The following is a 26,057-nucleotide window of genomic DNA, read 5'->3' as shown; positions in this document are numbered from 1 at the left end:
CGGTGATCTTGGCGTCGCGGAAATAGCGCTCGATCGGCATTTCCTTCGAATAGCCCATGCCGCCGTGGATCTGCAGCGCCTGGTGGGTGATCCACATCGCCGCTTCCGACGCGGTCAGCTTGGCGATCGCCGCCTCGTTGCTGAAGCGCTTGCCCTGGCTCTTGAGCCACGCGGCGCGCAAGGTCAGCAGCAGCGACGCATCGAGCTTGCACTTCATGTCGGCGATCTTGGCCTGGGTCATCTGGAACGTGCCGATCGGCGCACCGAAGGCCTTGCGTTCCTTGACGTATTCGATCGTCGCCTCGTACGCGGCGCGGGCGATGCCGATAGCCTGCGAGGCGATGCCGATGCGGCCCGCGTCGAGCACGCCCATCGCGATCTTGAAGCCCTGGCCTTCCTCGCCGAGCACCTCGTCGGCCTGGGCCACATAGCCGTCGAATTCGATCTCGCAGGTCGCCGACGCGCGGATGCCGAGCTTGGGCTCGGTCTTGCCGCGGTGGAAGCCGTCGCGGTCGCCGTCGACGAGGAACGCGGTGATGCCGCGCGCGCCCTTGTCCGGATCGGTCATCGCGAACAGCACGAAATACTTCGCCACCGGGCCCGAGGTGATCCAGCTCTTCTTGCCGGTGATGACGTAGCGGCCGTCGTCCTGGCGGACCGCGCGGCACTTCATCGCCGTGGCGTCGGAACCGGACTGCGGTTCGGTCAGGGCGAACGCGCCGATTTCCTTGCCCTCGGCGATCGGCCGCACGTAGGCCTGCTTCTGCGCCTCGGTGCCGTGGGTCAGGATGCCGTTGCAGAACAGCGAGTTGTTGACCGACACGATCGTCGAATGCGCGGCGTCGGCCGCGGCGATCTCGACCATCGCCAGCACGTAGGCGATCGGATCCATGCCGGCGCCGCCGTATTCGTCGGACACCTCGATGCCCATCAGGCCGTTCTCGCCGAGCAGCCGGATGTTCTCCAGCGGGAACTCACCGGTGCGGTCGTGATGCTCCGCGCTGGGGGCGATCTTTTCCTGTGCGATCCGGCGCGCGATGTCCTGGATCATCAACTGCTCTTCGCTGAAACCGAACTCCACGGCATCGAACTCCTGCAAAAAATAATCCGGCAAGTGTACCGTCTGGACGCGGTTTTCCGGTGCAGGGGACGTGGCGCGATGCAGCATAAACGCCGCCTGACGCGCTCCGCGAGACGGCTTGCAAAGCAGCACTGACATGGGGTCGCAATCGCGGTCATCACCTCCGGTGTTCGGATGCGCACCCCCGCCATCGACCGCCGTGCGCGCTTGACCTGCCTCCGCGCCCGACCGACAATTATCTCTATATCGCGATATGGAGATATTCATGGATCTGGAAGCCTGGTCCTCCCGCCTCAAGGTCCTCGCCGATCCCACTCGCGTGCGCCTGCTCGCGCTGCTCGAAGTCGAGGAACTGACGGTCGCCGAACTCTCGTCGATCACGCGCCTGGCCCAGCCGCGGGTGTCGACGCATCTGGCCAAGCTCAAGGAAGCGGGCCTCGTGCGCGACCGCCGCTCCGGCGTCTCGGCCTACTACCGCTTCGACGATGCCGCGCTCGATCACGCCCAGCGGGCGCTGTGGCAGGCGCTGAGCACCGGCAGCGACGATCCCTTGCTGCGCCAGGACGCGGAACGCGTCGCCAGCGTGCTGGCGATGCGCGCCGCCGACCAGAACTGGGCCGACACCGTCGCCGGCGACATGGAGCGCCACTACTCGCCCGGCCGCACCTGGGAAGCGCTGGCGCGCTCGGCGCTGCCGCTGCTGGAGACCGGCGACGTGCTCGACATCGCCTCGGGCGACGGCGTGCTGGCAGAGCTGCTGGCGCCGCATGCGCAGCGCTACTCGCCGCGTCGACCGAGCGGCTCAAGCGCTTCCGCAACGTCGAGGTCTGCGAGGGCGACATGCACACCCTGCCCTTCGACGATGCGCGCTTCGACCTCGTCGTGCTGATGCATGCCTTGACCTACGCCAGCAAGCCCGCGCAGGCCGTCGTCGAAGCGGCGCGCGTCTTGCGCCCCGGCGGCCGGCTGCTGCTGTCGAGCCTGAACCGGCACGGCCACGAGGCCGTCGTGCAGGCCTACGGGCACGCGAATCTCGGCTTTCCGGACAAGGAACTGCGCCGCTTCGTCGCGCGCGCCGGCCTGGAACTGCACAGCGCCGAGACCGTGACCCGCGAGAAGCGTCCGCCGCATTTCGAGGTCATCTCGATCATCGCGAGGAAACCGTGAGCGGCGCCGACGCCCAGGGCCGCCTGCCCTGGCGGAATCCGGCGCGCGTCGCGCTGCTGGAAGCCGCGCTCGCGTCGCGCATCCTCGTGCTCGACGGCGCGATGGGCACGATGATCCAGCGCCATGAACTGACCGAGGCCGATTACCGCGGCGAGCGGTTCGCCGACGGCTACGACGCGCTGTTCACGGCCGACGGCCACGCCCACGGCGCCGGGTGCGGCTGCGAGGGCCACGACCAGCGCGGCAACAACGACCTGCTGACGCTGACCCGGCCGCAGCTGATCCGCGACATCCATCGCGACTATTTGCTGGCCGGCGCCGATCTCGTCGAGACCAACACCTTCAACTCCACCGCGGTGTCGCTGGCCGACTACCACCTGCAGCACCTGGTGCACGAACTGAACCGCGATGGGGCGCGCCTGGCGCGCGAGGCCTGCGACGCCGTCGAGGCGACGACGCCGGACCGCCCGCGCTTCGTCGCCGGCATCCTCGGCCCGACCAGCCGGACCGCGTCGATCAGTCCCGACGTCAACGATCCCGGCTATCGCGCCGTGTCCTTCGACGATCTGGTCGCGATCTACCGCGACGCGACCGAAGGCCTGATCGAAGGCGGCGCCGACGTGCTGATGGTCGAGACCGTGTTCGACACCCTCAACGCCAAGGCTGCGCTGTTCGCGCTGGAGCTGGTGTTCGACCGGATCGGCGCGCGCCTGCCGGTGCTGATCTCCGGCACGATCACCGATGCGTCCGGCCGCACCCTGTCCGGGCAGACCGCCGAGGCGTTCTGGTACTCGCTGCGGCACCTGCGTCCGCTGGCCGTCGGCCTGAACTGCGCGCTCGGCGCCAAGGACCTGCGCCCGCACGTGGAAACCCTGTCGCGGATCGCCGACGCCTACGTGACCTGCCATCCCAATGCGGGCCTGCCGAATGCGTTCGGCGGCTACGACGAAACGCCGGACGACATGGCCGACGTGCTGCGCGAATTCGCCCAGGCCGGGCTGCTGAACATCGTCGGGGGCTGCTGCGGCACCTCGCCCGCGCACATCGCCGCGATCGCCGAAGCGGTCCGTGACGTGGCACCGCGGAGGCCGGCGCTTCTGCAGGCGGCAGCGGCGTGACCCGCCACGGGGCCAGCCGCATCGAGGCGGATGTCGGTGCGCGCGCGCGCACGAACCGGCGTTCCAGGTCATGCCCGGTGGCGCGCACGCGCGCGCCTGCACAAGCCCGCGCGTCCATCCGCGTCGTTCCGGATGGATCCGCTGCAGACGGAGGCCCCACCGCATGACCCGCTACACCCGCCTGTCCGGCCTCGAACCACTGATCATCACGCCCGAGCTGTTGTTCATCAACATCGGCGAGCGCACCAACGTCACCGGCTCGGCGGCATTCCGCAAGCTGATCAAGGAAAACCGCTATCCGGAAGCGGTCGAGGTCGCACGCCAGCAGGTCGACGGCGGCGCGCAGATCCTCGACGTCAACATGGACGAGGGCATGCTCGATTCCGAGCGCGCGATGACCACGTTCCTCAACCTCATCGCCGCCGAGCCCGACATCGCGCGCATCCCGGTGATGGTCGACTCGTCGAAATGGACGGTCATCGAGGCCGGCCTGAAATGCCTGCAGGGCAAGGGCGTGGTCAATTCGATCTCGCTCAAGGAAGGCGAAGCGGCCTTCCTCGCCCAGGCGCGCCAGGTGCTGCGCTACGGCGCGGCCGTCGTGGTGATGGCCTTCGACGAGGACGGCCAGGCCGACACGCGCGCGCGCAAGGTCGAGATCTGCACGCGCGCCTACAGACTGCTGACCGACGTCGTCGGGTTCCCCCCCGAGGACATCATCTTCGACCCCAACATCTTCGCGATCGCGACCGGCATCGAGGAGCACGACAACTACGCCGTCGACTTCATCGAGGCCACGCGCGAGATCAAGGCGACGCTGCCGCACTGCCACGTGTCGGGCGGCGTGTCGAACGTGTCGTTCTCGTTCCGCGGCAACGAGGTCGTGCGCCAGGCGATCCACACGGTGTTCCTGCTGCATGCGATCGAAGCCGGCATGGACATGGGCATCGTCAACGCGGGCGCGATGCCGATCGTCGACGAACTGGATCCCGAGCTGCGCGCCTGCGTCGAGGACGTGGTGCTCAACCGCCGCAGCGACGCGACCGAGCGGCTGCTCGCCCTGGCCGAACGCTACAAGGGCAAGAAGGGCGCGGCGACGGTCGAGAACCTCGCCTGGCGCGACGCGCCGGTGCAGCAGCGCCTGACCCACGCCCTGGTGCACGGCATCGACCAGTACGTGGGCGCCGATACCGAGGAAGCGCGGGTGCAGTACGCGCGTCCGCTGGAGGTCATCGAAGGGCCGCTGATGACCGGCATGAACGTCGTCGGCGACATGTTCGGCGCCGGCAAGATGTTCCTGCCGCAGGTGGTGAAGTCGGCGCGCGTCATGAAGAAGGCGGTCGCGCACCTGCTGCCCTACATCGAAGCCGAGAAGCTGCGCACCGGCGATGCCGGCAAGAACAACGGCCGCGTGCTGATGGCCACGGTCAAGGGCGACGTGCACGACATCGGCAAGAACATCGTCGGCGTGGTGCTGGCCTGCAACAACTTCGAGGTGGTCGACCTCGGCGTGATGGTCCCCACCCAGACCATCCTCGACAAGGCGCGCGAAGTGAACGCCGACGTGATCGGCCTGTCCGGCCTGATCACGCCGTCGCTGGAGGAGATGAGCCACGTCGCGCGCGAGATGAAGCGCCAGGGTTTCGCCCTGCCGCTGATGATCGGCGGCGCGACGACCTCGCGTGCGCACACCGCTTTGAAGATCGCGCCGCACTACGGCGCGCCGACCGTCTGGGTCAAGGACGCGTCGCGCGCGGTCGGCGTGGTCCAGTCGCTGATCAGCCCGGAGCTGCGCGACGCGTTCGTCGCCGCGAACGACGCCGACTACGCCGAGATCCGCCAACGCCATGCCAACCGCGGCGACGCGAAGCGCCTGGTGTCGCTGGCCAAGGCGCGCGCCCAGCGCTTCGACGGCGATTGGGCCCGCTACGTGCCGCCGACGCCCGTACAGCCCGGCCTGCAGGTGTTCGACGACTATCCGCTCGACGAGCTGGTGCCGCTGATCGACTGGACCCCGTTCTTCCAGGCCTGGGAACTGGCCGGCCGGTATCCGGCGATCCTCGACGACGAGATCGTCGGCACGCAGGCGACCGAGCTGTATCGCGATGCGCGCGCGATGCTCGCGCGCATCGTCGACGAACGCTGGCTGCGGGCGAAAGCGGTGTTCGGCCTGTGGCCGGCGCACTCGGTCGGCGACGATGTCGTCGTGCACCACGACGGCGGCGAGACCACGCTGCACTTCCTGCGCCAGCAGGTCGACAAACCGGTCGAGCGCCCGGATTTCTGCCTCGCCGATTTCATCGCCCCGCAGGACAGCGGCCGCGACGACTGGATCGGTGGTTTCGCCGTCACCACCGGCATCGGCATCGACGCGCATGTCGCGCGCTTCGAGGCCGACCACGACGACTACAACGCGATCCTGCTCAAGGCGCTCGCCGATCGCCTCGCCGAAGCGCTGGCCGAACGCCTGCACCAGCGCGTGCGCATGGAGTTCTGGGGCTTCGTGCCCGACGAAGCGCTCGACAACGAGGCGTTGATCGCCGAGCGCTACGTCGGCATCCGCCCCGCGCCCGGCTACCCGGCCTGTCCCGAGCACAGCGAGAAGGACCCCCTGTTCCGCCTGCTCGATGCGGGCCGCAACGCCGGCATTTCGCTGACGGAAAGCTTCGCGATGCTGCCGACCGCGGCGGTGTCCGGCTATTACTTCAGCCATCCGAAGAGCCAGTACTTCGTCGTCGGCCGCGTCTCCAAGGAACAGGCCCAGGACTACGCCCGGCGCAAGGGCGCGACGCTGACGCAGGTCGAGCGCTGGCTCGCGTCGAACCTGGATTACGACCCGGAATAGGTACGTCGACGGTGCGGGCCGTCGACCCGGACGACGCGGACCGCACGACGCGGCCGGTATCGTCACCGGGACTTCGCACCAGGAACGCCTGCATGCTCCGACGCCTCGCCGCCGCCACCGCCCTCGCCTGCCTCGCCGCCTGCAGCGGTACGCCCGGACCCACGCGGTCCACGCCCGCGACCGGGGTGGCGCCGCCGTCCACCGTCGTCATCGAACATGCGCGCGTGTTCGACGGCGAGCGCGATCTCGGCGAGGTCACGCTGGTCCTCCGCGACGGGCTGATCGCCCGCATCGCCGCTGCGGGCGCGAGCGACCTGCCTGCCGACGCCGAGCGCGTCGACTACCGCGGCCGCTTCGTCATTCCCGGGCTGGTCAACGCCCACGCCCACGTCGGCAACACCGAAGGCACCGCCCACGGCGACCGCTTCTATACGCGCGACCACGTGGTGCGCGACCTGCGCCAGTTCCAGGCCTACGGCGTGACCACGGTCGTCTCGCTGGGCATGAACGGTGCGGCGTTCGCGGACATCCGGCGCGAGGTCGCCGGCGACCCGATGCTCGGCGCACAGCTGTTCGGCGCGGGCGGCGGCATCGGCACCGTGGACGGCGCACCGCCGGCGGCCGCGATGGGCCTGGCGGCGGACCCGGTCGCGGACGCCGCACGCGCCGCGGTCCGTGCGCAGGTCGCGGCCGGCGTCGACGTGATCAAGCTCTGGGTCGACGATCTCGGCGGCAAGGCGCCGCAGATGACGCCGGCCATCTACCGGGCCGTCATCGACGAAGCCCGCCGGCACGACGTGCGCGTCGCCGCGCACATCCACGACCTCGCGCCGGCCGCGGACCTGGTCGCCAGCGGGATCGACATCCTCGCCCACGGCGTCCGCGACCAGCCGATCGACGCCGCGCTGGCCGCGGCGATGCGCGCCGCCGGCACCGGCTACATCGCGACGCTGCAGATCGACGAGGCGAACTATCTCTACGCCGAGCAGCCCGCCCTGCTGGAGACGCCGTTCCTGCGCGCCGCCCTGCCGGACGTCGTGCGCCGCCTGTGGTCGGACGCGGCATGGCGCGCGGCCACGCTCGAAGATCCCGCGACACAGCGCCATCGCGAGGCGCTGGCGATGAACCTGCGCAACCTGCGCACGCTGCACGAGGCCGGGGTGCGCATCGGCTTCGGCACCGATGCCGGCGCGCTGCCGCACCGGGTGGCCGGGTTCGCCGAACACCGCGAGCTGGAACTGATGCTGCAGGCCGGTTTCACCCCGCAACAGGCGCTGACCACCGCGACCCGCGATGCCGCGCTGCTGCTGCGCTTCGACGACCGCGGGCTGCTGCAACCGGACAGGCGCGCGGACTTCGTCGTGCTGACGGCGGACCCGCTGGCCGACATCCGCAATACGCGCCGGATCGACGCCGTCTGGCAGGCCGGACGTCGCGTCGCCGGACCGGTGGCGGACACAGGCGCCGACTGACGCGACGTCCTCAGCCGGGAGGGCGCGCGTCCGGCGAACCCGGGGCGGCGTCCATGCCTGCGATCGCCGACACGATCGCCTCCGCGGTGTCGACCGGTCGCTGCATCGGGAACAGATGGCCGCCCGGCACCCACTGCAGACGGGCGCCGACCAGCCGGCGGGTCGCACGCAGGCCGATCTGCCGGACCTCGCGCGACTGCGTGCCCGCGACGAACGCCACCGGCGCCTGCAGTCGCCCCGCCGCGCAGCAGACGCTGCGGGTCGGCAGCGTGCGGTAGATGAGGTGTTCGATGTCGCGGTCGAACCACAACCGGCGGCCGGCGGGATCCCCTTCGGTCGCGTGCTCGGCGTAGTCGCGCAGCACCTGCGCATCCCAGCCGACGAATCCGGGCTTGCCTGCGAAGTGCGCCGTGACCGCGTCGACGTCCGGCCAGTGGGTGCGCCGCTGCAGGGTCTGGCGCAGCGGCAGCAGGTGCCGGTCGAGTCCGGTGCGGCGGCCCAGTTTGATCAGCTGGCCGGTGAGGCCGGCGATCAACGGCGAATCCAGCAGCACGATGCCGGCCACCCGATCGCCGGACTGGGCCGCCGACAGCAGGCTCAGATAGCCGCCCATCGAGTGGCCAACCAGCCAGACGCGCCGCGTCGGCGGCAGGGCGTCGATGTGGTCGCGCAACTGGCGCACCAGGCCGGGCCAGCCGCGCGACACGGGATACCGCGGGTCGTGGCCGAACCGGCCGACGTGCGACACGTCGAACTGCACGTCGAGGGCAGCCAGCAGGGTCCGGTAGGTCGGCGCCGGGAAGCCGTTGGCGTGCGAGAACACCAGCAGGTCGCGGCCACGTTCCACGGCCGAGGAAGGCGGTGACGCCGTCATCGCCGGCATTCCGCCATCGGTCTGATGCGACCGTGCACGATCACCGCAGCGCGTCCGCGTATTCCGGGCGTGCGACGTCGCAGCCGGACTGCCGATATGGCAGACGCGAGGCGCCGGCCGGCAATCCGGGGCTGCCGGAGACGGCCCGCAGCCGTCGCGCGGGCGCGATGCTCGACATCATCCAACGTGCGCCGCGCGGCGGCGCAATCCGCGGTCGCTCACCAGACGAGGTCGTCGGGCACCTGGTACATCGGATCGGCATAGGGATCGTCGGCGGCCGGCGCGGACGGATCGATCCGCAGCGCGACCGACGGCGCGAAGATCGCCTCGGCCTCGTCGAGCACCGCCGCGGTGACCAGCAGGTAGCGTCCGTTGAGCTGCACGACGCCGAGCTCGCCGGCGTTGAGCGCCTTGAGCTGGTCGGCGGTGACGTGGATGCGCTTGATCTTGCCGCCGTATTCGAAATGGCGGGCGATCTCGGCATCCGCCGCGTTGCGCCCCTTGTCCTGCAGGAACGCCTCGAGCTTGACCCGCGCCTCGCGACGCAGGCGGGCCTCTTCCTGCTTCAGGCGCTCGGCTTCGATCCGCTCTTCCTTCTCACGCTGGGCGCGAATGGCGAAGGCCTTGGCCAGATCGATGTCGTCGCGCGGCGGACGCGGCTTGCGCGCCTGGCCCTGCGCGCCGGCGGGGCGCGGTCCGCCGGGCTTGCCGCCGTTCCGCTCGTTGCCGCCCGGCTTGCCGCCGGCGGGGCGCGGCCGGCCATCGCCCGCCTTCGCCGGCGGACGCGGGCCACGCCGGTCCGGTCCGCGTTCGTTCGGGCGCGGACGCCGGTCGTCGCGGGACGGCGCCGGCTTGGCCGGGGCCTTGAAGCCCAGGCCCAGCAGCTGGTCGCGGAGGGAATCGGTCATCGTGGGGCGGTCACTCAGTAATGCGGCGGCGGCGGTTCCTGCCCTGCATCCGGGAACTGCACGCTGCGCGCATGGCGCAGATCGTCCATCACCCGGCGCAGCAGGCCGGTCTGGGCGCCGAGCTCGAGACGCATAGCGCTGAGCGCGTCGTTGAGCTCGGCCAGGGTCTGTTCCTGGAACGCGAGACGCGTCTCCAGTTCGGTCACGCGGGGCTCGAGGCCCTGCGGCGCGGTGTCGTCGGTCATCGGGTCCTGTCCTGGTCCGGATGCCGCGACCCGGAGGCGCGCGGCATGTCGAACGTGCGGGGCATCACTCGCCCGACACGATGTCCTGCAGCTCGACCTCGAACACCAGCGCCTGGTTCGGGCCGATCGGGCCGGTGCCCATCTCGCCGTAGCCGAGCTTCGAGGGGATCCACAGCTGGTACTTGCTGCCGACCGACATCAGCTGCAGGCCTTCCTGCCAGCCCGGCACGACCTGGTTGAGCGCGAACTGCGCCGGCTCGCCGCGATCGTAGGAGCTGTCGAAGGTCTCGCCGTTGAGCAGCGTGCCCTTGTAGTGCACGCGCACGGTGTCGTTCGGGCCCGGCTTCGGGCCGGTGCCTTCGGTGATGACCTTGTACTGCAGGCCCGATGCGGTCGTCTGCACGCCTTCCTTGCCGGTGTTCTCGGCGAAGAACGCATCGCTCTCGGCGAGGTTGGTCTTGCCCTTCTCCGCCATTTCGGCGACCTGCTTGGCCTGCATGCGCTCGCCGAAGGACTGCATGATCGCCATCGCCTGCTCGTCGCTGATCTCGATGGCCTTGTCGTTCATGGTCTCGTCGATGGCGCGGGTCAGCGTCTTGAGATCGACTTCGTCCTTGATCTGCTTGAGCTGTTCGCCCATCTGGTTGCCGATGATGTAGCTGATCTGCTCGCGCTCGCCGTTGAGGCCGGCGATCTCGTTGCCCGGCGTCGCTTCGGCATCGGCGTCGGCGCCCGCGGCGCCCTCGACCGGCTTGCCGGTCTCCTTGTCGATCGGCTTGCAGGCGATCATCGCCAGCGGCATGGAAACGGCGAGCATGCCGGCCAGGGCGATACGCTTGGATGTCTTCATCAGGAACAGCTCCGGGAAAGGAAAGGAATCGGCGCGGGCGGACGGCCCGGTCACGAGGGAAAATCGATGGCGGGACTCAGAGGATGTCGATCAGTTCGACATCGAAGATCAGGGTGGAGTTCGGCGGGATGTTCGGCGGGCTGCCCTTCGGCCCGTAGGCTAGGTCGCCGGGAATCCAGAAGCGGTACTTGCCGCCGATCGGCATCAGCTGCAGGCCTTCGGTCCAACCGGCGATGACGTCGCCGAGGCCGAACACCGCCGGCGCGTTGCGCGCATACGAACTGTCGAACTCGGTGCCGTCGAGCAGCGTGCCGCGGTAGTGCACGCGCACGCGGTCGGTCGCGCGCGGACGCGGACCCAGCCCCTGCTTCTCGACGCTGTACTGGATGCCCGACGCGGTCGCGAACACGCCCGGCTTGCCGCGGTTCGCGGCGAGGAACGCGGCACCGGCCTGGCGGTTGGCGTCGGCGGCGCCCGCGGCGCGCAGACGCGCGCGATCCTGCATGGACTGGCGGATGCCCTCGACCTCGGTCTCGGCGATCTCCGGCGTGCCGCCTTCGACGATCGCCCGCACGCCGCGGACCAGCGCGGCGATGTCAAGGTCGTCGCGCATCGACGCGAGCTGGCGGCCCATGTCGGCGCCGACCAGCAGGCCGACCTGGGCCGGATCCACGGCCGGCGGCTCGCTGCCCGGCGGCAGGCCCGGCACCGGGCGACCGCCGCGGAAGGCGATGCGCTGGGTCAGCGCGCGCGAGATCGCCTGGCCTTCTTCCGGCGTCAGCAAGGGCGCGCCACCCGACAGCGCATGCCCGATCGCGCGCTCGAAACTGGCGAGGTCGAGGTCCGGACCGATCGGCTTCAGCGACTGGCCGACATCCATGCCGACCACGTAACTGGTGCGGTCGCGGGCCGCGGCATCGGCCGTCACCGGGCTCTGTGCAGCAGCCGGGGCGAGCACCGCGACCGCACCCAGCCACGCCAGCAACAGGCCGGCGCGCAACGTCTTCACCATCTGCAAGCTCTCCTGCTTGGGGCGTACCGCTCGTGGCGATACAGCCGGCTATTGTCGCGGCGACGGCCGGACGGGGCAATCGCCGTCACGCCGGGCCGTCCGGCGCGAGTCAACTGCGCTTCAGCGCCGGCTGAGCGCCTTGTTCGGCGTCTTCGCGCCCAGCGCGCTTTCGATCGCGGCGACGATCGCCGGATCATCCGGCGTCGTGCGGCTGCCCCACTGCGCCAGCACCCGTCCGTCGCGGCCGATCAGATACTTGTGGAAGTTCCACTGCGGTGCCTGGCCCGTCGCTTCGGCCAGCTGGCGGTAGAGCGGCGTCGCATCGGGACCGATCACGTGCACGCGCTGGAACATCGGGAACTGCACGCCGTAGGTCAGCGTGCAAAATTCCTGGATCGCCTGCTCGTCCTCGAACTCCTGCTCCTTGAAGTCGCCCGACGGAAAGCCGAGCACCGCGAAGCCGCGCGCGTGGTAGCGCGCATGCAGCGCTTCGAGCGCCTCGAACTGCGGCGTGAACCCGCACTTGCTGGCGGTATTGACGACCAGCAGCACGTCGCCGCCATAGGTCTGCTGCAGATCCACGGGATCGCGGCCGGCGAGCGGACGGAAGCTGTGGTCCAGCAGCACCGGCGCCCCGCCGGGCGTCGCAGCGGGTGCAGGCGCAGGCGGCTCGCCTGGCGATTGGGCGGAGCCGGCGGCCGGCAGCAGCGCAGCGGCCAGGAACAGGATCGGAAGCAGGCGCATGGACGTTCCTCGTGGGGTCGCGGGACCCCTGCCATCAGTTGGGTGGAAATGCAGGCAGCGCCGTGTTGACAGCCGGCGCTGTGGTGTTATAGTTGCCTACAACACCTACCCACTAGAGCAGGACGGTCCACATGAACCGCAGGCTCCAATTCCCGATCATCGCACGCACCGCCTCCGCCCTTGCGCTGGCCGCCGGCCTGCTCGTCGCCGGTGCGGCGGTATCGCAGGACGCGACCGCGCCCCGCGCTGCCGCTGCCAAGGCCGCGGCCCTGGTGCCTGCCACGCGCGACGCCACCCGCGCCGCCGCCGACCACGACGCCCCTCCGCCTCGCAGCCGCAGCAAGCGGGCCCGCAGCGCCATCGCGATGCCCTACTTCTCGTTCTCGCGGGGCACCGGTGGCAGGAGCTGAGCCCATGGCCAATATCGAATGGAGCGACGGCGCTCCCATCTACCGCCAGCTGAAGGAACGCGTCATCGCGATGATGCTCGACGGCGTCCTCAAGCCCGGCGACGCCCTGCCTTCGGTCCGCCAGGTCGCCGCGGACTACCAGCTCAACCCGATCACCGTGTCGCGCGCCTACCAGGAACTGGCCGACGAAGCCCTCGTCGAGAAGCGCCGCGGTCTGGGCATGTTCGTCACCGAGGAAGCCTCGAAGAAGCTGCGCACCAGCGAGCGCGAGCGCTTCCTGCAGGACGAATGGCCGCAGGTCGTCGAACGTATCGAACGCCTGGGGCTGTCGACCCGGGATCTGCTGCAGTCCATCAGCAATGGAGCCAACGAATGAACGCCGTCCTCGACACTCCGGTCATCGCCGCCCGGAACCTCGCCAAGACCTACAAAGGCGCCCGCGCGCTCGATGGCGCCAGCTTCAGCGTGCCGGCCGGCCGCATCGTCGGCCTGATCGGCCCCAACGGCGCCGGCAAGACCACGGCGCTGAAGGCGCTGCTGGGCCTGATCCGCTTCGACGGCGAGCTCTCGGTCCTCGGCCGCGACCCGCGCACCGAACGCGATGCGCTGATGCACGACGTCTGCTTCATCGCCGACGTCGCCGTGCTGCCGCGCTGGATGCGGGTGCGCGATGCCATCGATTTCGTCGAAGGCGTGCATCCCCGCTTCGACCGCGCCCGCTGCGAGCGCTTCCTGGCCAATACGAAGCTGACGCCCAAGCAGCGCGTGCGCGAGATGTCCAAGGGCATGATCGTGCAGCTGCACCTGGCCCTGGTGATGGCGATCGACGCCAAGCTGCTGGTGCTCGACGAGCCGACGCTCGGCCTCGACATCCTCTACCGCAAGCAGTTCAGAAGACGATCATCGTCACGACCCACCAGGTCGAGGAGATCGAACACATCCTCACCGACGTGCTGTTCATCCAGAACGGCAAGATCGTGCTCGATGCGCCGATGGACGACGTCGGCGAGCGCTTCGTCGAGGTCCTGGTCAACGCCGACCAGCTCGAGGCCGCCCGCGCCCACCGGCCGATCGACGAGCGCGCCCTGCCGTTCGGCAAGACCGTGATGGTGTTCGACAACGTCCCCGCCTCCACCCTGACGGCCTACGGCGAGACCCGCACGCCGGGCCTGGCCGACCTGTTCGTGGCCACGATGAAAGGAACCTACGCATGAACGCGCCCGCCGAACGCCTCGACATGCCCGCGCCCGCGCGCATCGCCAAGCCCGCGCATCCGACCCACCGCTTCCGCCTGCTGCTGCGCCGCGAATACTGGGAGCACAAGGGCGGCATCTTCTGGGCTCCGGCCATCGCCGGCGCGGTCTCGCTGCTGCTGTCGCTGGGCCTGCTGGTCGTGGCGATCGTCTTCGCCCATCGCGCCGTCGCCGAAGGCCACACCATCGAGCGCAACGGGGTGACCATCAACGGGCTCGACCTGGGCACGCTGGTGCGCCAGCTCACCAGCGAGGACATGCGCCAGCTCGCCGACGGCCTCTACGTCACCCTGTTCATGGCCTCGAGCTGGCCCTTCCTGGTGATGATCTTCGTCGCGTTCTTCTACTGCCTCGGCGCGCTGTACGACGATCGCAAGGACCGCAGCGTGCTGTTCTGGAAGTCGCTGCCGATCTCCGATGGCGCCACGGTGCTCTCGAAGGTGGTCACCGCGGTGCTGGTGATCCCGGTCGTCGCCACCGGCATGGCCATCGTGACGATGCTGCTGTTCCTGATTGCGATCAGCATCGCCGCGGCCGCGCACGGCGCCAACCCGCTGCCGCTGCTGTGGGGCAACGGCAGCGCGTTCCTGCTCGCGGGGCAGCTGCTCGCCGCGATTCCGGTCTACGCCTTCTGGGCCCTGCCGACCGTCGGCTGGCTGATGCTGTGTTCGGCCTGGGCCCGCAGCAAGCCATTCCTGTGGGCGGTGCTGGTCCCGCTGGCGGTCGGCGTTGCCAGCTCCATGACCGGCCTGTTGCAGCTGATCGGCCTCGAGCGCCACTGGCTGTGGGGCAACGTGATCGCGCGGATGCTGCTGGGTACCGTGCCGCTGACCGGCGCCGACCTGTCGCGCGCCTCCGTCAGCGGCGACGAAGTCACCCGTCTGCTGAGTCTCGACGGGGTCTATTCCAACTTCGCGACGCCGTCGATGTGGATCGGCATCGTCGCCGGCGTGCTGATGCTGCTGCTGGCCGTGCGTCTGCGCCGCTGGCGCGAAGAAGGCTGATCCACCCCCGAACCCGCACTCCTTCGAACCGGAGATCCCCTCATGCGCGCCACCCGCCTGTTTCCCGTCGTCGCCCTCGCCCTGTGCCTGCCGATCGCCGCGTGGTCCGCGCCTCCGGCCGACGACAGCGTCCGCGGCGAGATCCGCCGCGATCTCGCCGACGCCCGGCAGGAGATCCGTGACGATCTCGCCACGGCCCGCGCCGAGCTCGAGACCGAGAACCTGGACGTCGGCAACAGCCTGCGCACCGGCCGCGACGGACGTCGCAAGGCGAACGACGACGCGCCCCTGCCGAAAGCCGAGATCACGCCGCGCGGCGACTTCCTGATCGAGGACCGCGCCGTCGCGATCGATGCCGGCCAGCGCCGTCAGCTGCTCGCCTACCGCCGCATGGTCATCGACATCGCCCGGACGGGCATCGACATCGGCGAGGTCGCCGCACTGGAAGCCGTCGACGCCGTGGATCGCGGGGTGTTCTCGCTGATGGTCGGCGCGATGACCGGCAGCCTGGAGCGGCGCATCGAGCGCAGCGTGCGGGCCACCGTGGCGCCGGGCGTGTCGAAGATCTGCGACCGCATGCCGGCCCTGCACGAGGCCCAGCAGCAGCTGGCGCGCGACCTGCCGGAATTCCGGCCCTACGCCCGGATGGACCTGCAGGACGCCGACGACTGCCGCGACGACGTCCGCCGCGAATTCGCCCGCCGCTGAGCCCACGCACCCGGCCGTCCGCGCCCGGCGCCCGCGTTGCACCCTGCGCGGACCGCCCGCTGGAACGCCATCACAAGGAGTCCGACGACATGCCGTTGCATCCGCCCCGCCTCGCCGCCGTATCCGTCCTCTTCGCTCTCGCTGTCGCGCTCGCGCTGCCGCTGGCCGCGCAGGCCCAGGACAGCCCGCCATGCCGGCATGCCGACCCGCGGGAACTGGCGCTCGATTTCGCCGGCGTGCGCACCGTGCGCTTCGAGATCGGCGCGAGCAAGGTGCGGGTCGACGGCGCCGCCTCGCCCGACCCGACCCTGCGTGGCCGCGCCTGCGCGTCGTCGGCAGGCCTGCTGCAACGCCTGGTGCTGTCGCAGGAGAAATCCGGCGACACCCTGACCGTGCATCTGCGCCGCGAGACCTCGGGCAGCATGGGCTGGTTCGCGGACAACTACGCGTATCTCGACCTGCGCGGCCAGGTGCCGGAGGGCGTGCTGGTGCAGGCCGTCGTCGGTTCCGGCGATGCCTGGGTCACCGGCGTGGCGGCCGCGAGCGCCGATGTCGGTTCCGGCGACGCCGAGCTGCGCGGCATTGCCGGGCGCACCACGGCCAAGGTCGGTTCGGGCGACATCACGCTCGACGACATCGGCGCGCTGAAGGTGCTGTCGATCGGCTCGGGCGATGTCGCGGCCCGCGACGTGCGCGGTCCGGTCGAGGTCGGCAGCGTCGGTTCCGGCGATTTCAGTGCGCAGCGCGTCGCCGGCGACGTGCGCATCGGCAGCCTGGGCTCGGGCGACATCGAATTGCGCGACGTCACCGGCCACGTCGCCATGGAATCCATCGGCTCCGGCGATCTCGACGTGCGCGGGGTCGGCGGCAATCTCGACCTCGCCTCGAAAGGCAGCGGCGACGTCAGCGCCCAGGACGTCCGCGGCACCGTCACCCTCCCCCGCAAGCGTTGAACCGCCCCCGATCCGGAGTCCGATCATGCAGATCCTGCCGCGCCGCGTTCTCCCCCTGACCCTGCTGCTCGCCTGCGCGGGCACGCTGACCGCCTGCGGCCGCGACGATGCGCCGCCACCGAGCCCGCGGAAGAAGGCTTCATTTCCCGCTCCACCCGCCGCGCGCTGGAGTCGGCGCGCGAGGACCTGGCCGAGAAGAACATCAGCGTCGGCGGCACCGGCAGTGGCGGCCTGAACGTCAACGGCTTCCGGTTCGGCGGCAACGACCGCCGCACGGACGGCCTGCCGAAGGCCGAGATCAGCCCGACCGGGGACTTTCTGGTCGACGGCGACACCATCCAGGTCGACGCCGCGCAGCGCGAGCTGCTGCTGGCGCACCGCGCCAACATCATCGCGATCGCGGACGCCGGTATCACGATCGGCATCCAGGGCGCGCAGCTCGGCGCCGAGGCCGCGAAGGGCGCGATCGCCAGCGCGCTGTCGGGGCAGTCCGAAGACTTCGAGAAACGCATGGAAGCGGAGGGCGCGAAGATCGAAGCCGAAGCGGACAAGCTCTGCGACCGCCTGCCGCCGCTGCTCGCCTCGCAGCAGGCACTCGCCGCCGCGCTGCCGGCCTTCCAGCCCTACGCCACGATGGACGCGACCGACGTCGACGACTGTCGCAGCGACGGACACGACACGGCCCAGGAATCGGGCGCCGAGGGCGTGCGCCAGGACGACATCGGCCCCTGACGCACGACGCATCGGTCCCGGGCGCGCCGCGCGGGATGCGGCGCGCGCGACGTCCGGGTCAGCCGCTCCCGCCACCGCCCGCGTGGATGCCGCCCCGCGTCAACGCGGCCGGGTCGAGCAGTCGCTCCAGCTCCGCGGCGTCGAGCCCGCTGTCCTCGATCGCGATCTCCAGCACCGGCCGGCTTTCCTTGTAGGCGCGCTTCGCGATCGCCGCGGCCTTTTCGTAGCCGATGACCGGGTTGAGCGCGGTGACCAGGATCGGATTGCGCGCCAGCGCGGCGTCGACGTTGTCGCGACGCACCTGCAGGCCGGCGATCGCACTGTCGGCCAGCAGCCGCGAGACGTTGGACAGCAGCTTGATCGAGTCCAGCAGGTTCGCCGCGATCAGCGGCAGCGCGACGTTGAGCTGGAAATTGCCGGTCTGACCGGCGACCGTGATCGCGGTGTGGTGGCCCATCACCTGCGCGGCGACCATGACCGTCGCCTCCGGAATCACCGGATTGACCTTGCCCGGCATGATCGAGCTGCCCGGCTGCAGCGCCGGCAGTTCGATCTCGCCGAGGCCGCCGAGCGGACCGGAGTTCATCCAGCGCAGATCGTTGGCGATCTTGATCAGCGCGACCGCCAGCGCATTGAGCTGGCCCGACAGTTCGACCGCGTCGTCCTGGGTGGCGATGCCCTCGAACTTGTCCTCGGCCGAATCGAAACTGGTGCGGGTCATCGTGGACAGCGCACGCGCGACCTTCCTGCCGAACTGCGGATGCGCGTTGATTCCGGTGCCGATCGCGGTGCCGCCGATCGGCAGCCGCCGCAGGCGCTTGAGCGTGTCGGCCAGCCGCGCCTCGGCAGAGGCGAGTTGCGACGACCAGGCGCCGAATTCCTGCGCGACGGTCAGCGGCATCGCGTCCATCAGGTGCGTGCGGCCGGTCTTGACGACCTTGCCCAGCGCGCGGCCGCGCTTGTCGATCGTGCGGCGCAGATGCTTGAGCGCCGGCAGCAGGTCCTCGACGACGGCCAGCTGGGCCGAGACGCGGATCGCGGTCGGCACGACGTCGTTCGAGCTCTGGCCGAGATTGACGTGGTCGTTCGGATGCACCTTGCGCGAGGCGGTCGAGGCCAGCGTCGCGATGACCTCGTTGGCATTCATGTTCGACGAGGTGCCCGAGCCGGTCTGGTAGATGTCGACCGGGAAGTGCGCATCATGCGCGCCGTCGGCGACCTCGAGCGCGGCGCTGCGGATCGCCTTGCCGGTCTTGGCCGGCAACAGGTCCAGCCCGGCGTTGACCTCGGCGGCCGCGGCCTTGATCAGGCCCAGCGCGCGGATGAAGCCGCGCGGCATTGGCTGGCCGGAGATCGGGAAATTGAGCACCGCGCGCTGGGTCTGCGCGCCCCACAGCGCGTCGGCGGGCACCTGCAGCTCGCCCATGCTGTCGTGTTCGGTGCGGAATGCATCGGTCGGGGATTTGCGCATCGGTCGGCTCCAGAAAGGGGGAAGTTGCGTGGCTGGCGACGTCGCTGGCGAAGGCCGACGAGGATACGCGAGGCGCCCGCACACCCGTGTCACGCGCGCTAAAATGGCCGCTTCGCCCGCTGCAGTGCCCCCTACCCATGACCGATGCATCGAAGATCGACGCCGCTCTGCTCGCCCTGTCCCCGCTCGACGGCCGCTACGCCGGCAAGGTCGACGCACTGCGGCCGATCTTCTCCGAGTACGGCCTGATCAGGGCGCGCGTGCGGGTCGAGATCGAGTGGCTGCTGGCGCTGGCCGACGAGCCGGCGATCGCCGAGCTGCCCGCGTTCGACGCCGCGCAGCGGGCGCGCCTGACCACCCTGGCCGAAGAGTTCTCGGTGGCCGACGCCGCGCGCGTGAAGCAGATCGAACGCACGACCAACCACGACGTCAAGGCGGTCGAGTACTTCATCAAGGAGCAGCTGAAGGACGACGCGACCCTGGCGCCGGCGCTGGAATTCGTGCATTTCGCCTGCACCAGCGAGGACATCAACAACCTGTCGTACGCGCTGATGCTGGCCGAGGCCCGCCGGACCGTGCTGGTGCCGACGCTCGACACGCTGCTGCAGACGCTGCGGGCGATGGCGCACGACCACGCGGCGCTGCCGCTGCTGTCGCGCACGCACGGCCAGACCGCGTCGCCGTCGACGGTCGGCAAGGAGATCGCCAACGTCGTCGCGCGCCTGCAGCGCCAGCGCGAGCTGCTGCTGGACGTGGCGCTGACCGGCAAGATCAACGGCGCGGTCGGCAACTACAACGCGCATGTCGTCGCCTATCCCGAGGTCGACTGGCCGGGCTTCGCGCAGCGCTTCGTCGCGTCGCTGGGCATCGATTTCAATCCCTACACCACCCAGATCGAACCGCACGACTGCGTCGCCGAGATCAGCGACGTGCACAAGCGCATCAACACGATCGGCATCGACCTGTGCCGCGACATCTGGGGTTACATCTCGCTCGGCTACTTCAAGCAGGCGCTCAAGGACGGCGAAGTCGGCAGCTCGACGATGCCGCACAAGGTCAACCCGATCGACTTCGAGAACGCGGAAGGCAACTTCGGCATCGCCAACGCGCTGTTCGAGCATTTCGCCGCGAAGCTGCCGATCAGCCGCTGGCAGCGCGACCTGACCGATTCGACCGTGCTGCGCGCGCTGGGCACGGCGTTCGGCCACACCCAGATCGCGCTGGACGCGCTGCTGCGGGGCCTCGGCAAGCTGAGCGTCAATCCCGAGCGCCTGGCAGCCGATCTCGACGCCTCTTGGGAAGTGCTGGCCGAAGCCGTGCAGACGGTGATGCGCCGCCACGGCCTGCCCAACCCTTACGAACAGCTCAAGGCGCTGACCCGTGGCCAGGGCATCACCGCGGCGTCGATGCAGGCTTTCGTCGACGGCCTGGACCTGCCGGACGCCGACAAGGCGCGCCTGCGCGCGCTGGTGCCGGGCGGTTACACCGGCCTGGCCGAACAGCTGGCCCGCGAGATCTGACATCCGCCCGTGATCGGGCCAACGGGAGTGCGGCGATGCAGTTGCTGATCAACCTCGATGTGCCCGATCTCGCCGCTGCCGAGGCCCTGTACACGCACGCCTTCGACCTGCGCATCGGCCGCCGCCTCGGCGACGGCGTGGTCGAACTGCTCGGGGCGGCCGCGCCGATCTACCTGCTGCGCAAGGCCGCCGGCACGCCCGGCGCGGGCGGCGCGACGCGCGACTACCGGCGCCACTGGTGCCCGCTGCATCTCGACGTGGTGGTCGACGATCTCGACGCCGCGCTGGCCAGGGCCGAAGCGGCGGGGCTGCACCGCGAGGGCGACATCCGCGACGCGGACTGGGGCCGGATCGTGGCGCTGGCCGATCCGTTCGGCCACGGCTGGTGCATGTTGCAGTTCCGCAACCGCGGCTACGACGCGCTGGTCGCGGACGCCTGATCCGTGGACCGCACGGCGCCCGCTGCAGTCGAGTCCGCAGGGGATTTCGCGTAGGCTCCCGCGCCATGAGCCGTCCCCCACTTCCGTTCGAAATCGATGCCCGCCAGACCGCCGAAGGCGGCCTGCTCGGCATGTCGCCCGCGCGCTTCCTGCGCGATTACTGGCAGAAGCGCCCGCTGCTGATCCGCAACGCGCTGCCGGACTTCACCGCGCCGCTGCAGCCCGAGGACCTGGCCGGCCTGGCCTGCGAGGAATTCGCGCTGGCACGGCTGATCCGCCACGACCGCGCGCGCAACGGCTGGACGGTCGAAAGCGGTCCGTTCGACGAGGACCTGTTTCCCGGCCTCGGCGATCGCGACTGGACCCTGCTGGTGCAGGACGTCGACAAATGGGACGCGGATGTCGGCGCGCTGCTGCCGCATTTCGGTTTCCTGCCGCGCTGGCGCATCGACGACATCATGGTCAGCTTCGCCGCGACCGGCGGTTCCGTCGGCGCCCACGTCGACCATTACGACGTCTTCCTGCTGCAGGGCCAGGGCCATCGGCGCTGGCAGATCGATGCCTCCGATGCACTGGGCCGGGGCGTGCCGCCGCAGGCGTTCCGCGACGACGTGGAACTGAAGTTGCTGCGCGAATTCACGCCGACCCACGACTGGGTGCTCGGTCCCGGCGACATGCTGTATCTGCCGCCGATGGTGCCGCACCACGGCGTGGCCGAGGATCCCTGCCTGACGTTCTCGATCGGCATGCGCGCGCCGTCGGTGTCCGAGCTGATGGGCGACTACATCGACACCCTCGCGGCGGACGCCGACGACACGCTGCGCTACCACGACGCAACGCTGGCGGTGCCCAAGGACCCGAACGAGATCGACGCCGAGGCCATGGGCCGCGTGGTCGAGGCGTTGAACGTCATGCGCATGAACGATCCGGACCGGCTGGGCGACTGGTTCGGCCGCTTCATCACCGGCTACCGCAACGCCCACGAGGTCGCGCCGGGCCAGGCGCCGCCGCCGCGGATCGAACTCGACTGGCTGCTGGCGCAGGGCCAGGCGACGCTGCAGCGCAATCCGTTCTCGCGGATGGCCTGGCGCCGGTCCGGCAAGGGCGCGCGCCTGTTCGTCGCCGGCAGCGATCTTGCCGTCCCGGTCCGTGATGCCAAGCTGCTGGCCGCGGCCGCGGCGCTCGACGGCGAGGCCTACGCCGCGTTGTCGGATGCCGGGCGCGATGCGGTCCACACCCTGCTCGACGCGGGCCACTACGTGCTGTCGTCGGACGACGGGGACGCATGAGCCCGGCGCCTGCCGCGTTCGTCGTCTCGATCGTCGGTGACGCCGACGCGCAGGCCGCGGCGCACGCGGTGCGCCATGCCGTGTTCGTCGACGAGCAGCAGGTGCCGGCGGAACTGGAGCGCGATGCGCTCGATCCGCTGAGCCGGCACGTGCTGGCCCGCGATGCCGACGGTCGCGCGATCGGCGCCGGGCGCTTGGCCCCGGACGGCAAGATCGGCCGTATGGCGGTGCTGGCGCCGTGGCGCGGGCGCGGGGTCGGCGATGCGATGCTGCGCACCCTGCTGCAGCTCGCCGACGACGCCGGCCTGCGCACGACCTATCTGCATGCCCAGCTGGAGGCGGTCGCGCTGTACGCGCGGCAGGGCTTCGTCGCCCACGGCCCCGAGTTCGTCGAAGCCGGCATCGCCCACCGCGCGATGCGCCGGACCGCCGGTGCGGCGTTCACCGTCGACACGCTGGACGAGGCCGTCGACATCACCGTGACCGTGCTGCACGGCGCCCGGCGCCACGTCTGGCTGCGCAGCCGCGACCTCGACCCGGGCCTGTTCGACCACGCGGACGTGCTGCAGGCCTTCCGCCGGTTCGCCACCGCCGGGCGCGGCGGCGTCGCCCAGATCCTGCTGCAGGACGCCGCGACGCCGCAGCGCGCCCTCGCGCCCCTGCTCACGCTGGCCCAGCGCCTGCCGAGCGCCTTCGCGTTCCGCGAGACCGACAACGCGGTCGATCGCGGCTACGTCGGCGCGTTTCTGGTCAACGATGCCGGCGGTTTCTACGCCCGCACGCTCGGCCATCGCTTCGACGGCGACGCGGGGGCAGCGCTGCCCGGCCGCGCACGCCAGCTGGCCGCACAGTTCGCCCCGGTATGGGAGCGTTCACGTCCCTGCAGCGAGTTCCGCGCGCTCGGCATCTAGCCTCGCCACAGCGCTGCGGACCGCTGCGCAGTGCATCGGCGCACCGCGTTCCGCGCGCCCCGACAGCGCGTCCGCCGGGGATCGATGGTGCATCGCGGCGAACGCTGCGCGTATACTCTCTGGCCTCGATTACACGCCGATCCGGCACCGCGCAAGCACGTGCCGGGTCAGGCCCCGCCCCTTCCTCCAAGAGTCCGAATCGCCAGACGTGGACAGTCTCCTGAAGCAGTTTGCGCAGTCCTCCCAGTTCGGCGCCAACGCCGCCTATATCGAAGATCTGTACGAGCAGTATCTGGTGAATCCCGACAGTGTCGGGACGAAGTGGAAGCAGTGGTTCGATTCCTTCCAGGGCCGCGAGGCCGGTGATGTGCCGCATTCGGCCGTCATCTCCGCCGTGGCCGACGCGGGCAGGCTCGCCGCCCGCGGCGCCGCCCCGGGCACCGCCAGCGCGGCCGGCGACGAGCGCGAACGCCACGTCGGTCGCCTGATCACGGCCTACCGCTCGCGCGGCCATCTCGGCGCCAAGCTCGATCCGCTGGACCTGTCGCCGCCGGTGAATCCGCCGGATCTGGGCCTGCCGTTCCACCAGCTGACCGATGCCGATCTCGACGACGAGTTCAGCACCGGCGGCGTGGCCGGCCAGCCGCGGATGAAGCTGCGCGACCTGCTCGCGCTGCTGAAGACGACGTATTCCAGCCAGATCGGCGCGGAGTTCATGCACATCCCGGACGCCGAGCAGCGGCGCTGGATGTACGAGCGCCTCGAGAAGGCCGGCGGCCGTTTCGCGCGCAGCCCCGACGAGAAGAAGCGCATCCTCGAGCGCCTCAGCGCCGCCGAGGGTCTGGAGCGCTACCTGCACACCAAGTACGTCGGGCAGAAGCGCTTCTCGCTGGAAGGCGGCGACGCGCTGATCCCGCTGCTCGACGACGTGATCCAGCGCGCCGGCAAGGATGGCGTCAAGGACATCGTGCTGGGCATGGCCCATCGCGGCCGCCTCAACGTCCTGGTCAATACGCTGGGCAAGAACCCGCGCCGCCTGTTCGACGAGTTCGAAGGCAAGTTCGAGCACCACGACGACGACCGCGCGCACACCGGCGACGTGAAGTACCACATGGGCTTCTCGGCCGACCTGGCGACGCCGGGCGGCTCGGTCCATCTGGCGCTGGCGTTCAATCCGTCGCACCTGGAAATCGTCAACCCGGTGGTCGCCGGCAGTGTCCGCTCGCGCCAGCACCGGCGCCGCGACACCGCGCGCAAGGCCGTGCTGCCGGTGCTACTGCACGGCGACGCCGCGTTCGCCGGCCAGGGCGTCAACATGGAGCTGTTCCAGATGTCGCAGGCCCGCGGATTCGCGGTCGGCGGCACGCTCCACGTGGTCATCAACAACCAGGTCGGTTTCACCACCAGCGATCTGCAGGACGCGCGCTCCACGCTGTACTGCACCGATGTCGCCAAGATGGTCGGCGCGCCGATCCTGCACGTGAACGCCGACGACCCGGAAGCGGTCGTGTTCTGCGCGCAGATGGCCTACGACTTCCGCCAGACCTTCGGCCGCGACGTCGTCATCGACCTGGTCTGCTACCGCCGCCACGGCCACAACGAGGCCGACGAGCCGGCGGCGACCCAGCCGCTGATGTACCAGGTGATCCGCAAGCACAAGACGCCGCGCGAGCTCTACACCGCGCAGCTGGTGTCCGAGGGCGTGATCGGCGAGGACGAGGCCAAGGCCGTCGTCGACCGCTACCGCGACAAGCTCGACGCGGGCGAGGTCACGACCGAGCTGGCCGACGCCAAGCCGTCCGACTACGACCTGACGATCGACTGGGACCCCTACCTCGCCGGCCGCCTCAGCGACACGCTCGACACCACCGTGTCGGTCGAGAAGCTCCAGGCGCTGGCGCAGACCATCACCACGATTCCCGAAGACGTGCAGCTGCATGCACGCGTCGCCAAGATCTACGACGACCGCCGCAAGATGGCGGCCGGCGAACAGGCCGGCGACTGGGGCTTCGCGGAGAACCTGGCCTACGCCACTCTGCTCGACGCCGGCCACCGCCTGCGCCTGGTCGGCCAGGACAGCGGCCGCGGCACGTTCTTCCACCGCCACGCGGTGCTGCACGACCAGGCCTCCGGCAGCGACTACGTGCCGCTGCAGCAGTTGGTGAAGAACCCCGAGGACGCGACGATCATCGACTCGCTGCTCAGCGAGGAAGCGGTGATGGCGTTCGAATACGGCTACGCGTCGTCGGAGCCGGGCACGCTGTGCATCTGGGAAGGCCAGTTCGGCGATTTCGCCAACGGCGCCCAGGTCGTCATCGACCAGTTCCTGTCGTCGGGCGAGGCCAAGTGGCAGCGCCTGTGCGGCCTGGCGCTGTTCCTGCCGCACGGCTACGAAGGCCAGGGCCCGGAACACAGTTCGGCGCGCCTCGAGCGCTTCCTGCAGCTGTGCGCGCTCGACAACATGATGGTCTGCGTGCCGACCACGCCGGCGCAGGCCTTCCACATGATCCGTCGCCAGCTGTGCATGACCACGCGCAAGCCGCTGGTGGTGATGACGCCGAAGTCGCTGCTGCGCCACAAGCTCGCCGTGTCCTCGCTCGAGGATCTGGCGAACGGCGAGTTCCAGCACCTGATCCCGGATGCCGAGGCCGACCCGAAGAAGGTCGAGCGCGTCGTGCTGTGTTCGGGCAAGGTCTATTACGACCTGCTGGAAGAAGCGCGCAAGCAGTCGCTCGACAACGTCGCGATCGTGCGCGTGGAACAGCTCTATCCGTTCCCGCGTCCGCAGCTGACCGACGAGCTCAAGCGTTTCTCGAAGGCGACCGACGTGGTGTGGTGCCAGGAAGAGCCGCAGAACCAGGGCGCCTGGTACCAGATCAAGCACCACTTCGAGCCGTGCATGGGCGAGGGCCAGAAGCTGCACTACGCCGGCCGGGCGCGTTCGCCCTCGCCCGCCGTGGGCCACTTCAACGACCACGTCGCCGAGCAGCAGCAGCTGATCGAGGACGCGCTGGTCAATACGCTCGACGGCAAGATCTTCTCCGAGTGATCCC

22 protein-coding genes and 2 pseudogenes are annotated in these 26,057 nt (G+C 70.1%); 16 read left to right on the top strand and 8 right to left on the bottom strand.

The features are described 5' to 3' along the window. Positions 1 to 1,081, bottom strand: a 1,081-nt coding sequence (locus tag CJ022_RS04570; RefSeq protein ID WP_101925503.1) for an acyl-CoA dehydrogenase family protein, incomplete at its 3' end; no start/stop codon positions are given. Positions 1,082 to 1,346: 265 nt separating this feature from the next. Between CJ022_RS04570 and CJ022_RS04565 the strand changes: the two are divergent. From CJ022_RS04565 to CJ022_RS04550, 4 genes and pseudogenes are all read left to right on the top strand, one after another. After that, positions 1,347 to 2,248: pseudogene (locus CJ022_RS04565) on the top strand (ArsR/SmtB family transcription factor). Further along, the gene (locus CJ022_RS04560; protein ID WP_233198601.1) at positions 2,245 to 3,366 is read left to right on the top strand and encodes a homocysteine S-methyltransferase family protein; all 1,122 of its coding nucleotides are present in this window, start codon (positions 2,245 to 2,247) and stop codon (positions 3,364 to 3,366) included. Before CJ022_RS04565 ends, CJ022_RS04560 begins: the two are co-directional and overlap by 4 nt. A 70-nt stretch (positions 3,367 to 3,436) precedes the next feature. Next, positions 3,437 to 6,208, top strand: coding sequence for a methionine synthase (metH, locus tag CJ022_RS04555; protein WP_101925476.1), 2,772 nt, complete (start codon positions 3,437 to 3,439; stop codon positions 6,206 to 6,208). Between the two features lie 92 nt (positions 6,209 to 6,300). Then, positions 6,301 to 7,680, top strand: a complete 1,380-nt coding sequence (locus tag CJ022_RS04550; protein ID WP_101925475.1) for an amidohydrolase family protein — start codon at positions 6,301 to 6,303, stop codon at positions 7,678 to 7,680. A gap of 10 nt (positions 7,681 to 7,690) precedes the next feature. Here the strand turns inward: CJ022_RS04550 and CJ022_RS04545 are convergent, their stop codons facing one another. The 6 genes from CJ022_RS04545 to CJ022_RS04520 form a co-directional block, all read right to left on the bottom strand. After that, a complete protein-coding gene (locus CJ022_RS04545; RefSeq protein ID WP_101925501.1) occupies positions 7,691 to 8,554 on the bottom strand; it encodes an alpha/beta fold hydrolase in 864 nt (287 codons plus the stop codon). 218 nt (positions 8,555 to 8,772) lie between these two features. Continuing rightward, positions 8,773 to 9,462, bottom strand: a complete 690-nt coding sequence (locus CJ022_RS04540; RefSeq protein ID WP_101925474.1) for a DUF2058 domain-containing protein — start codon at positions 9,460 to 9,462, stop codon at positions 8,773 to 8,775. A 14-nt stretch (positions 9,463 to 9,476) separates the two neighbouring features. Then, positions 9,477 to 9,707 (bottom strand): SlyX family protein, encoded by a 231-nt coding sequence (locus tag CJ022_RS04535; protein ID WP_101925473.1) that lies wholly within the window; start codon positions 9,705 to 9,707, stop codon positions 9,477 to 9,479. 64 nt (positions 9,708 to 9,771) lie between these two features. Further along, positions 9,772 to 10,557, bottom strand: a complete 786-nt coding sequence (locus CJ022_RS04530; protein WP_143703886.1) for an FKBP-type peptidyl-prolyl cis-trans isomerase — start codon at positions 10,555 to 10,557, stop codon at positions 9,772 to 9,774. Positions 10,558 to 10,633: 76 nt separating this feature from the next. Beyond that, the gene (locus tag CJ022_RS04525; protein WP_101925472.1) at positions 10,634 to 11,569 is read right to left on the bottom strand and encodes an FKBP-type peptidyl-prolyl cis-trans isomerase; all 936 of its coding nucleotides are present in this window, start codon (positions 11,567 to 11,569) and stop codon (positions 10,634 to 10,636) included. Between the two features lie 120 nt (positions 11,570 to 11,689). Further along, the gene (locus CJ022_RS04520) at positions 11,690 to 12,313 is read right to left on the bottom strand and encodes a glutathione peroxidase (RefSeq protein ID WP_101925471.1); all 624 of its coding nucleotides are present in this window, start codon (positions 12,311 to 12,313) and stop codon (positions 11,690 to 11,692) included. A gap of 131 nt (positions 12,314 to 12,444) precedes the next feature. On the opposite strand from CJ022_RS04520, the gene CJ022_RS04515 reads away from it, so the two are divergent. The 7 genes and pseudogenes from CJ022_RS04515 to CJ022_RS04485 all read left to right on the top strand — a co-directional run bounded on the left by CJ022_RS04515 (position 12,445) and on the right by CJ022_RS04485 (position 17,373). Continuing rightward, a complete protein-coding gene (locus CJ022_RS04515) occupies positions 12,445 to 12,723 on the top strand; it encodes a hypothetical protein (protein WP_101925470.1) in 279 nt (92 codons plus the stop codon). 4 nt (positions 12,724 to 12,727) lie between these two features. Next, positions 12,728 to 13,099 (top strand): GntR family transcriptional regulator, encoded by a 372-nt coding sequence (locus tag CJ022_RS04510; protein ID WP_101925469.1) that lies wholly within the window; start codon positions 12,728 to 12,730, stop codon positions 13,097 to 13,099. Then, positions 13,096 to 13,937: pseudogene (locus CJ022_RS04505) on the top strand (ABC transporter ATP-binding protein). Before CJ022_RS04510 ends, CJ022_RS04505 begins: the two are co-directional and overlap by 4 nt. After that, positions 13,934 to 14,980 (top strand): hypothetical protein, encoded by a 1,047-nt coding sequence (locus CJ022_RS04500; protein WP_233198599.1) that lies wholly within the window; start codon positions 13,934 to 13,936, stop codon positions 14,978 to 14,980. The pseudogene CJ022_RS04505 and the gene CJ022_RS04500 overlap by 4 nt, the downstream one beginning before the upstream one ends. A gap of 42 nt (positions 14,981 to 15,022) precedes the next feature. Then, complete coding sequence (locus CJ022_RS04495; protein WP_101925468.1) at positions 15,023 to 15,688, top strand: hypothetical protein; 666 nt, start codon at positions 15,023 to 15,025, stop codon at positions 15,686 to 15,688. Between the two features lie 89 nt (positions 15,689 to 15,777). Next, positions 15,778 to 16,641, top strand: coding sequence for a DUF4097 family beta strand repeat-containing protein (locus CJ022_RS04490; protein ID WP_101925467.1), 864 nt, complete (start codon positions 15,778 to 15,780; stop codon positions 16,639 to 16,641). 510 nt (positions 16,642 to 17,151) lie between these two features. After that, a complete protein-coding gene (locus tag CJ022_RS04485; RefSeq protein WP_101925466.1) occupies positions 17,152 to 17,373 on the top strand; it encodes a hypothetical protein in 222 nt (73 codons plus the stop codon). Positions 17,374 to 17,431: 58 nt separating this feature from the next. On the opposite strand, the gene CJ022_RS04480 is transcribed toward CJ022_RS04485, so the two are convergent. After that, positions 17,432 to 18,844 carry a class II fumarate hydratase gene (locus CJ022_RS04480; protein ID WP_101925465.1) on the bottom strand — a complete coding sequence of 471 codons (1,413 nt, stop codon included), beginning with the start codon at positions 18,842 to 18,844 and terminating at the stop codon, positions 17,432 to 17,434. Between the two features lie 137 nt (positions 18,845 to 18,981). On the opposite strand from CJ022_RS04480, the gene purB reads away from it, so the two are divergent. The 5 genes from purB (at position 18,982) to CJ022_RS04455 (ending at position 26,053) form a co-directional block, all read left to right on the top strand. Next, complete coding sequence (purB, locus tag CJ022_RS04475) at positions 18,982 to 20,364, top strand: adenylosuccinate lyase (protein ID WP_101925464.1); 1,383 nt, start codon at positions 18,982 to 18,984, stop codon at positions 20,362 to 20,364. A gap of 35 nt (positions 20,365 to 20,399) precedes the next feature. Next, on the top strand, positions 20,400 to 20,804 hold the full coding sequence (locus tag CJ022_RS04470) for a VOC family protein (protein WP_101925463.1): 405 nt from the start codon (positions 20,400 to 20,402) through the stop codon (positions 20,802 to 20,804). A gap of 65 nt (positions 20,805 to 20,869) precedes the next feature. Next, on the top strand, positions 20,870 to 22,093 hold the full coding sequence (locus tag CJ022_RS04465; protein WP_101925462.1) for a cupin domain-containing protein: 1,224 nt from the start codon (positions 20,870 to 20,872) through the stop codon (positions 22,091 to 22,093). Next, the gene (locus CJ022_RS04460; RefSeq protein ID WP_101925461.1) at positions 22,090 to 23,004 is read left to right on the top strand and encodes a GNAT family N-acetyltransferase; all 915 of its coding nucleotides are present in this window, start codon (positions 22,090 to 22,092) and stop codon (positions 23,002 to 23,004) included. The genes CJ022_RS04465 and CJ022_RS04460 overlap by 4 nt, the downstream gene beginning before the upstream one ends. A 208-nt stretch (positions 23,005 to 23,212) precedes the next feature. Then, positions 23,213 to 26,053 (top strand): 2-oxoglutarate dehydrogenase E1 component, encoded by a 2,841-nt coding sequence (locus CJ022_RS04455; protein ID WP_101925460.1) that lies wholly within the window; start codon positions 23,213 to 23,215, stop codon positions 26,051 to 26,053. Positions 26,054 to 26,057: the final 4 nt, after the last annotated feature.

The organism is Luteimonas rhizosphaerae (genome assembly GCF_002849595.1).
Classification (GTDB): domain Bacteria; phylum Pseudomonadota; class Gammaproteobacteria; order Xanthomonadales; family Xanthomonadaceae; genus Luteimonas; species Luteimonas cellulosilyticus.
Note: the sequence above shows the minus strand (reverse complement) of the source record. Positions and strands in the feature narration are given on the sequence as shown.

Excerpts from the sequence above, each read along its gene's own strand:
- metH (WP_101925476.1), top strand. The coding sequence starts at position 3,437 with ATGCCCGGTGGCGCGCACGCGCGCGCCTGCACAAGCCCGCGCGTCCAT.
- CJ022_RS04550 (WP_101925475.1), top strand. The coding sequence starts at position 6,301 with ATGCTCCGACGCCTCGCCGCCGCCACCGCCCTCGCCTGCCTCGCCGCC.
- CJ022_RS04545 (WP_101925501.1), bottom strand. The coding sequence starts at position 8,554 with ATGACGGCGTCACCGCCTTCCTCGGCCGTGGAACGTGGCCGCGACCTG.
- CJ022_RS04540 (WP_101925474.1), bottom strand. The coding sequence starts at position 9,462 with ATGACCGATTCCCTCCGCGACCAGCTGCTGGGCCTGGGCTTCAAGGCC.
- CJ022_RS04535 (WP_101925473.1), bottom strand. The coding sequence starts at position 9,707 with ATGACCGACGACACCGCGCCGCAGGGCCTCGAGCCCCGCGTGACCGAA.
- CJ022_RS04530 (WP_143703886.1), bottom strand. The coding sequence starts at position 10,557 with ATGAAGACATCCAAGCGTATCGCCCTGGCCGGCATGCTCGCCGTTTCC.
- CJ022_RS04525 (WP_101925472.1), bottom strand. The coding sequence starts at position 11,569 with ATGGTGAAGACGTTGCGCGCCGGCCTGTTGCTGGCGTGGCTGGGTGCG.
- CJ022_RS04520 (WP_101925471.1), bottom strand. The coding sequence starts at position 12,313 with ATGCGCCTGCTTCCGATCCTGTTCCTGGCCGCTGCGCTGCTGCCGGCC.
- CJ022_RS04515 (WP_101925470.1), top strand. The coding sequence starts at position 12,445 with ATGAACCGCAGGCTCCAATTCCCGATCATCGCACGCACCGCCTCCGCC.
- CJ022_RS04510 (WP_101925469.1), top strand. The coding sequence starts at position 12,728 with ATGGCCAATATCGAATGGAGCGACGGCGCTCCCATCTACCGCCAGCTG.
- CJ022_RS04500 (WP_233198599.1), top strand. The coding sequence starts at position 13,934 with ATGAACGCGCCCGCCGAACGCCTCGACATGCCCGCGCCCGCGCGCATC.
- CJ022_RS04495 (WP_101925468.1), top strand. The coding sequence starts at position 15,023 with ATGCGCGCCACCCGCCTGTTTCCCGTCGTCGCCCTCGCCCTGTGCCTG.
- CJ022_RS04490 (WP_101925467.1), top strand. The coding sequence starts at position 15,778 with ATGCCGTTGCATCCGCCCCGCCTCGCCGCCGTATCCGTCCTCTTCGCT.
- CJ022_RS04485 (WP_101925466.1), top strand. The coding sequence starts at position 17,152 with ATGGAAGCGGAGGGCGCGAAGATCGAAGCCGAAGCGGACAAGCTCTGC.
- CJ022_RS04480 (WP_101925465.1), bottom strand. The coding sequence starts at position 18,844 with ATGCGCAAATCCCCGACCGATGCATTCCGCACCGAACACGACAGCATG.
- purB (WP_101925464.1), top strand. The coding sequence starts at position 18,982 with ATGACCGATGCATCGAAGATCGACGCCGCTCTGCTCGCCCTGTCCCCG.
- CJ022_RS04470 (WP_101925463.1), top strand. The coding sequence starts at position 20,400 with ATGCAGTTGCTGATCAACCTCGATGTGCCCGATCTCGCCGCTGCCGAG.
- CJ022_RS04465 (WP_101925462.1), top strand. The coding sequence starts at position 20,870 with ATGAGCCGTCCCCCACTTCCGTTCGAAATCGATGCCCGCCAGACCGCC.
- CJ022_RS04460 (WP_101925461.1), top strand. The coding sequence starts at position 22,090 with ATGAGCCCGGCGCCTGCCGCGTTCGTCGTCTCGATCGTCGGTGACGCC.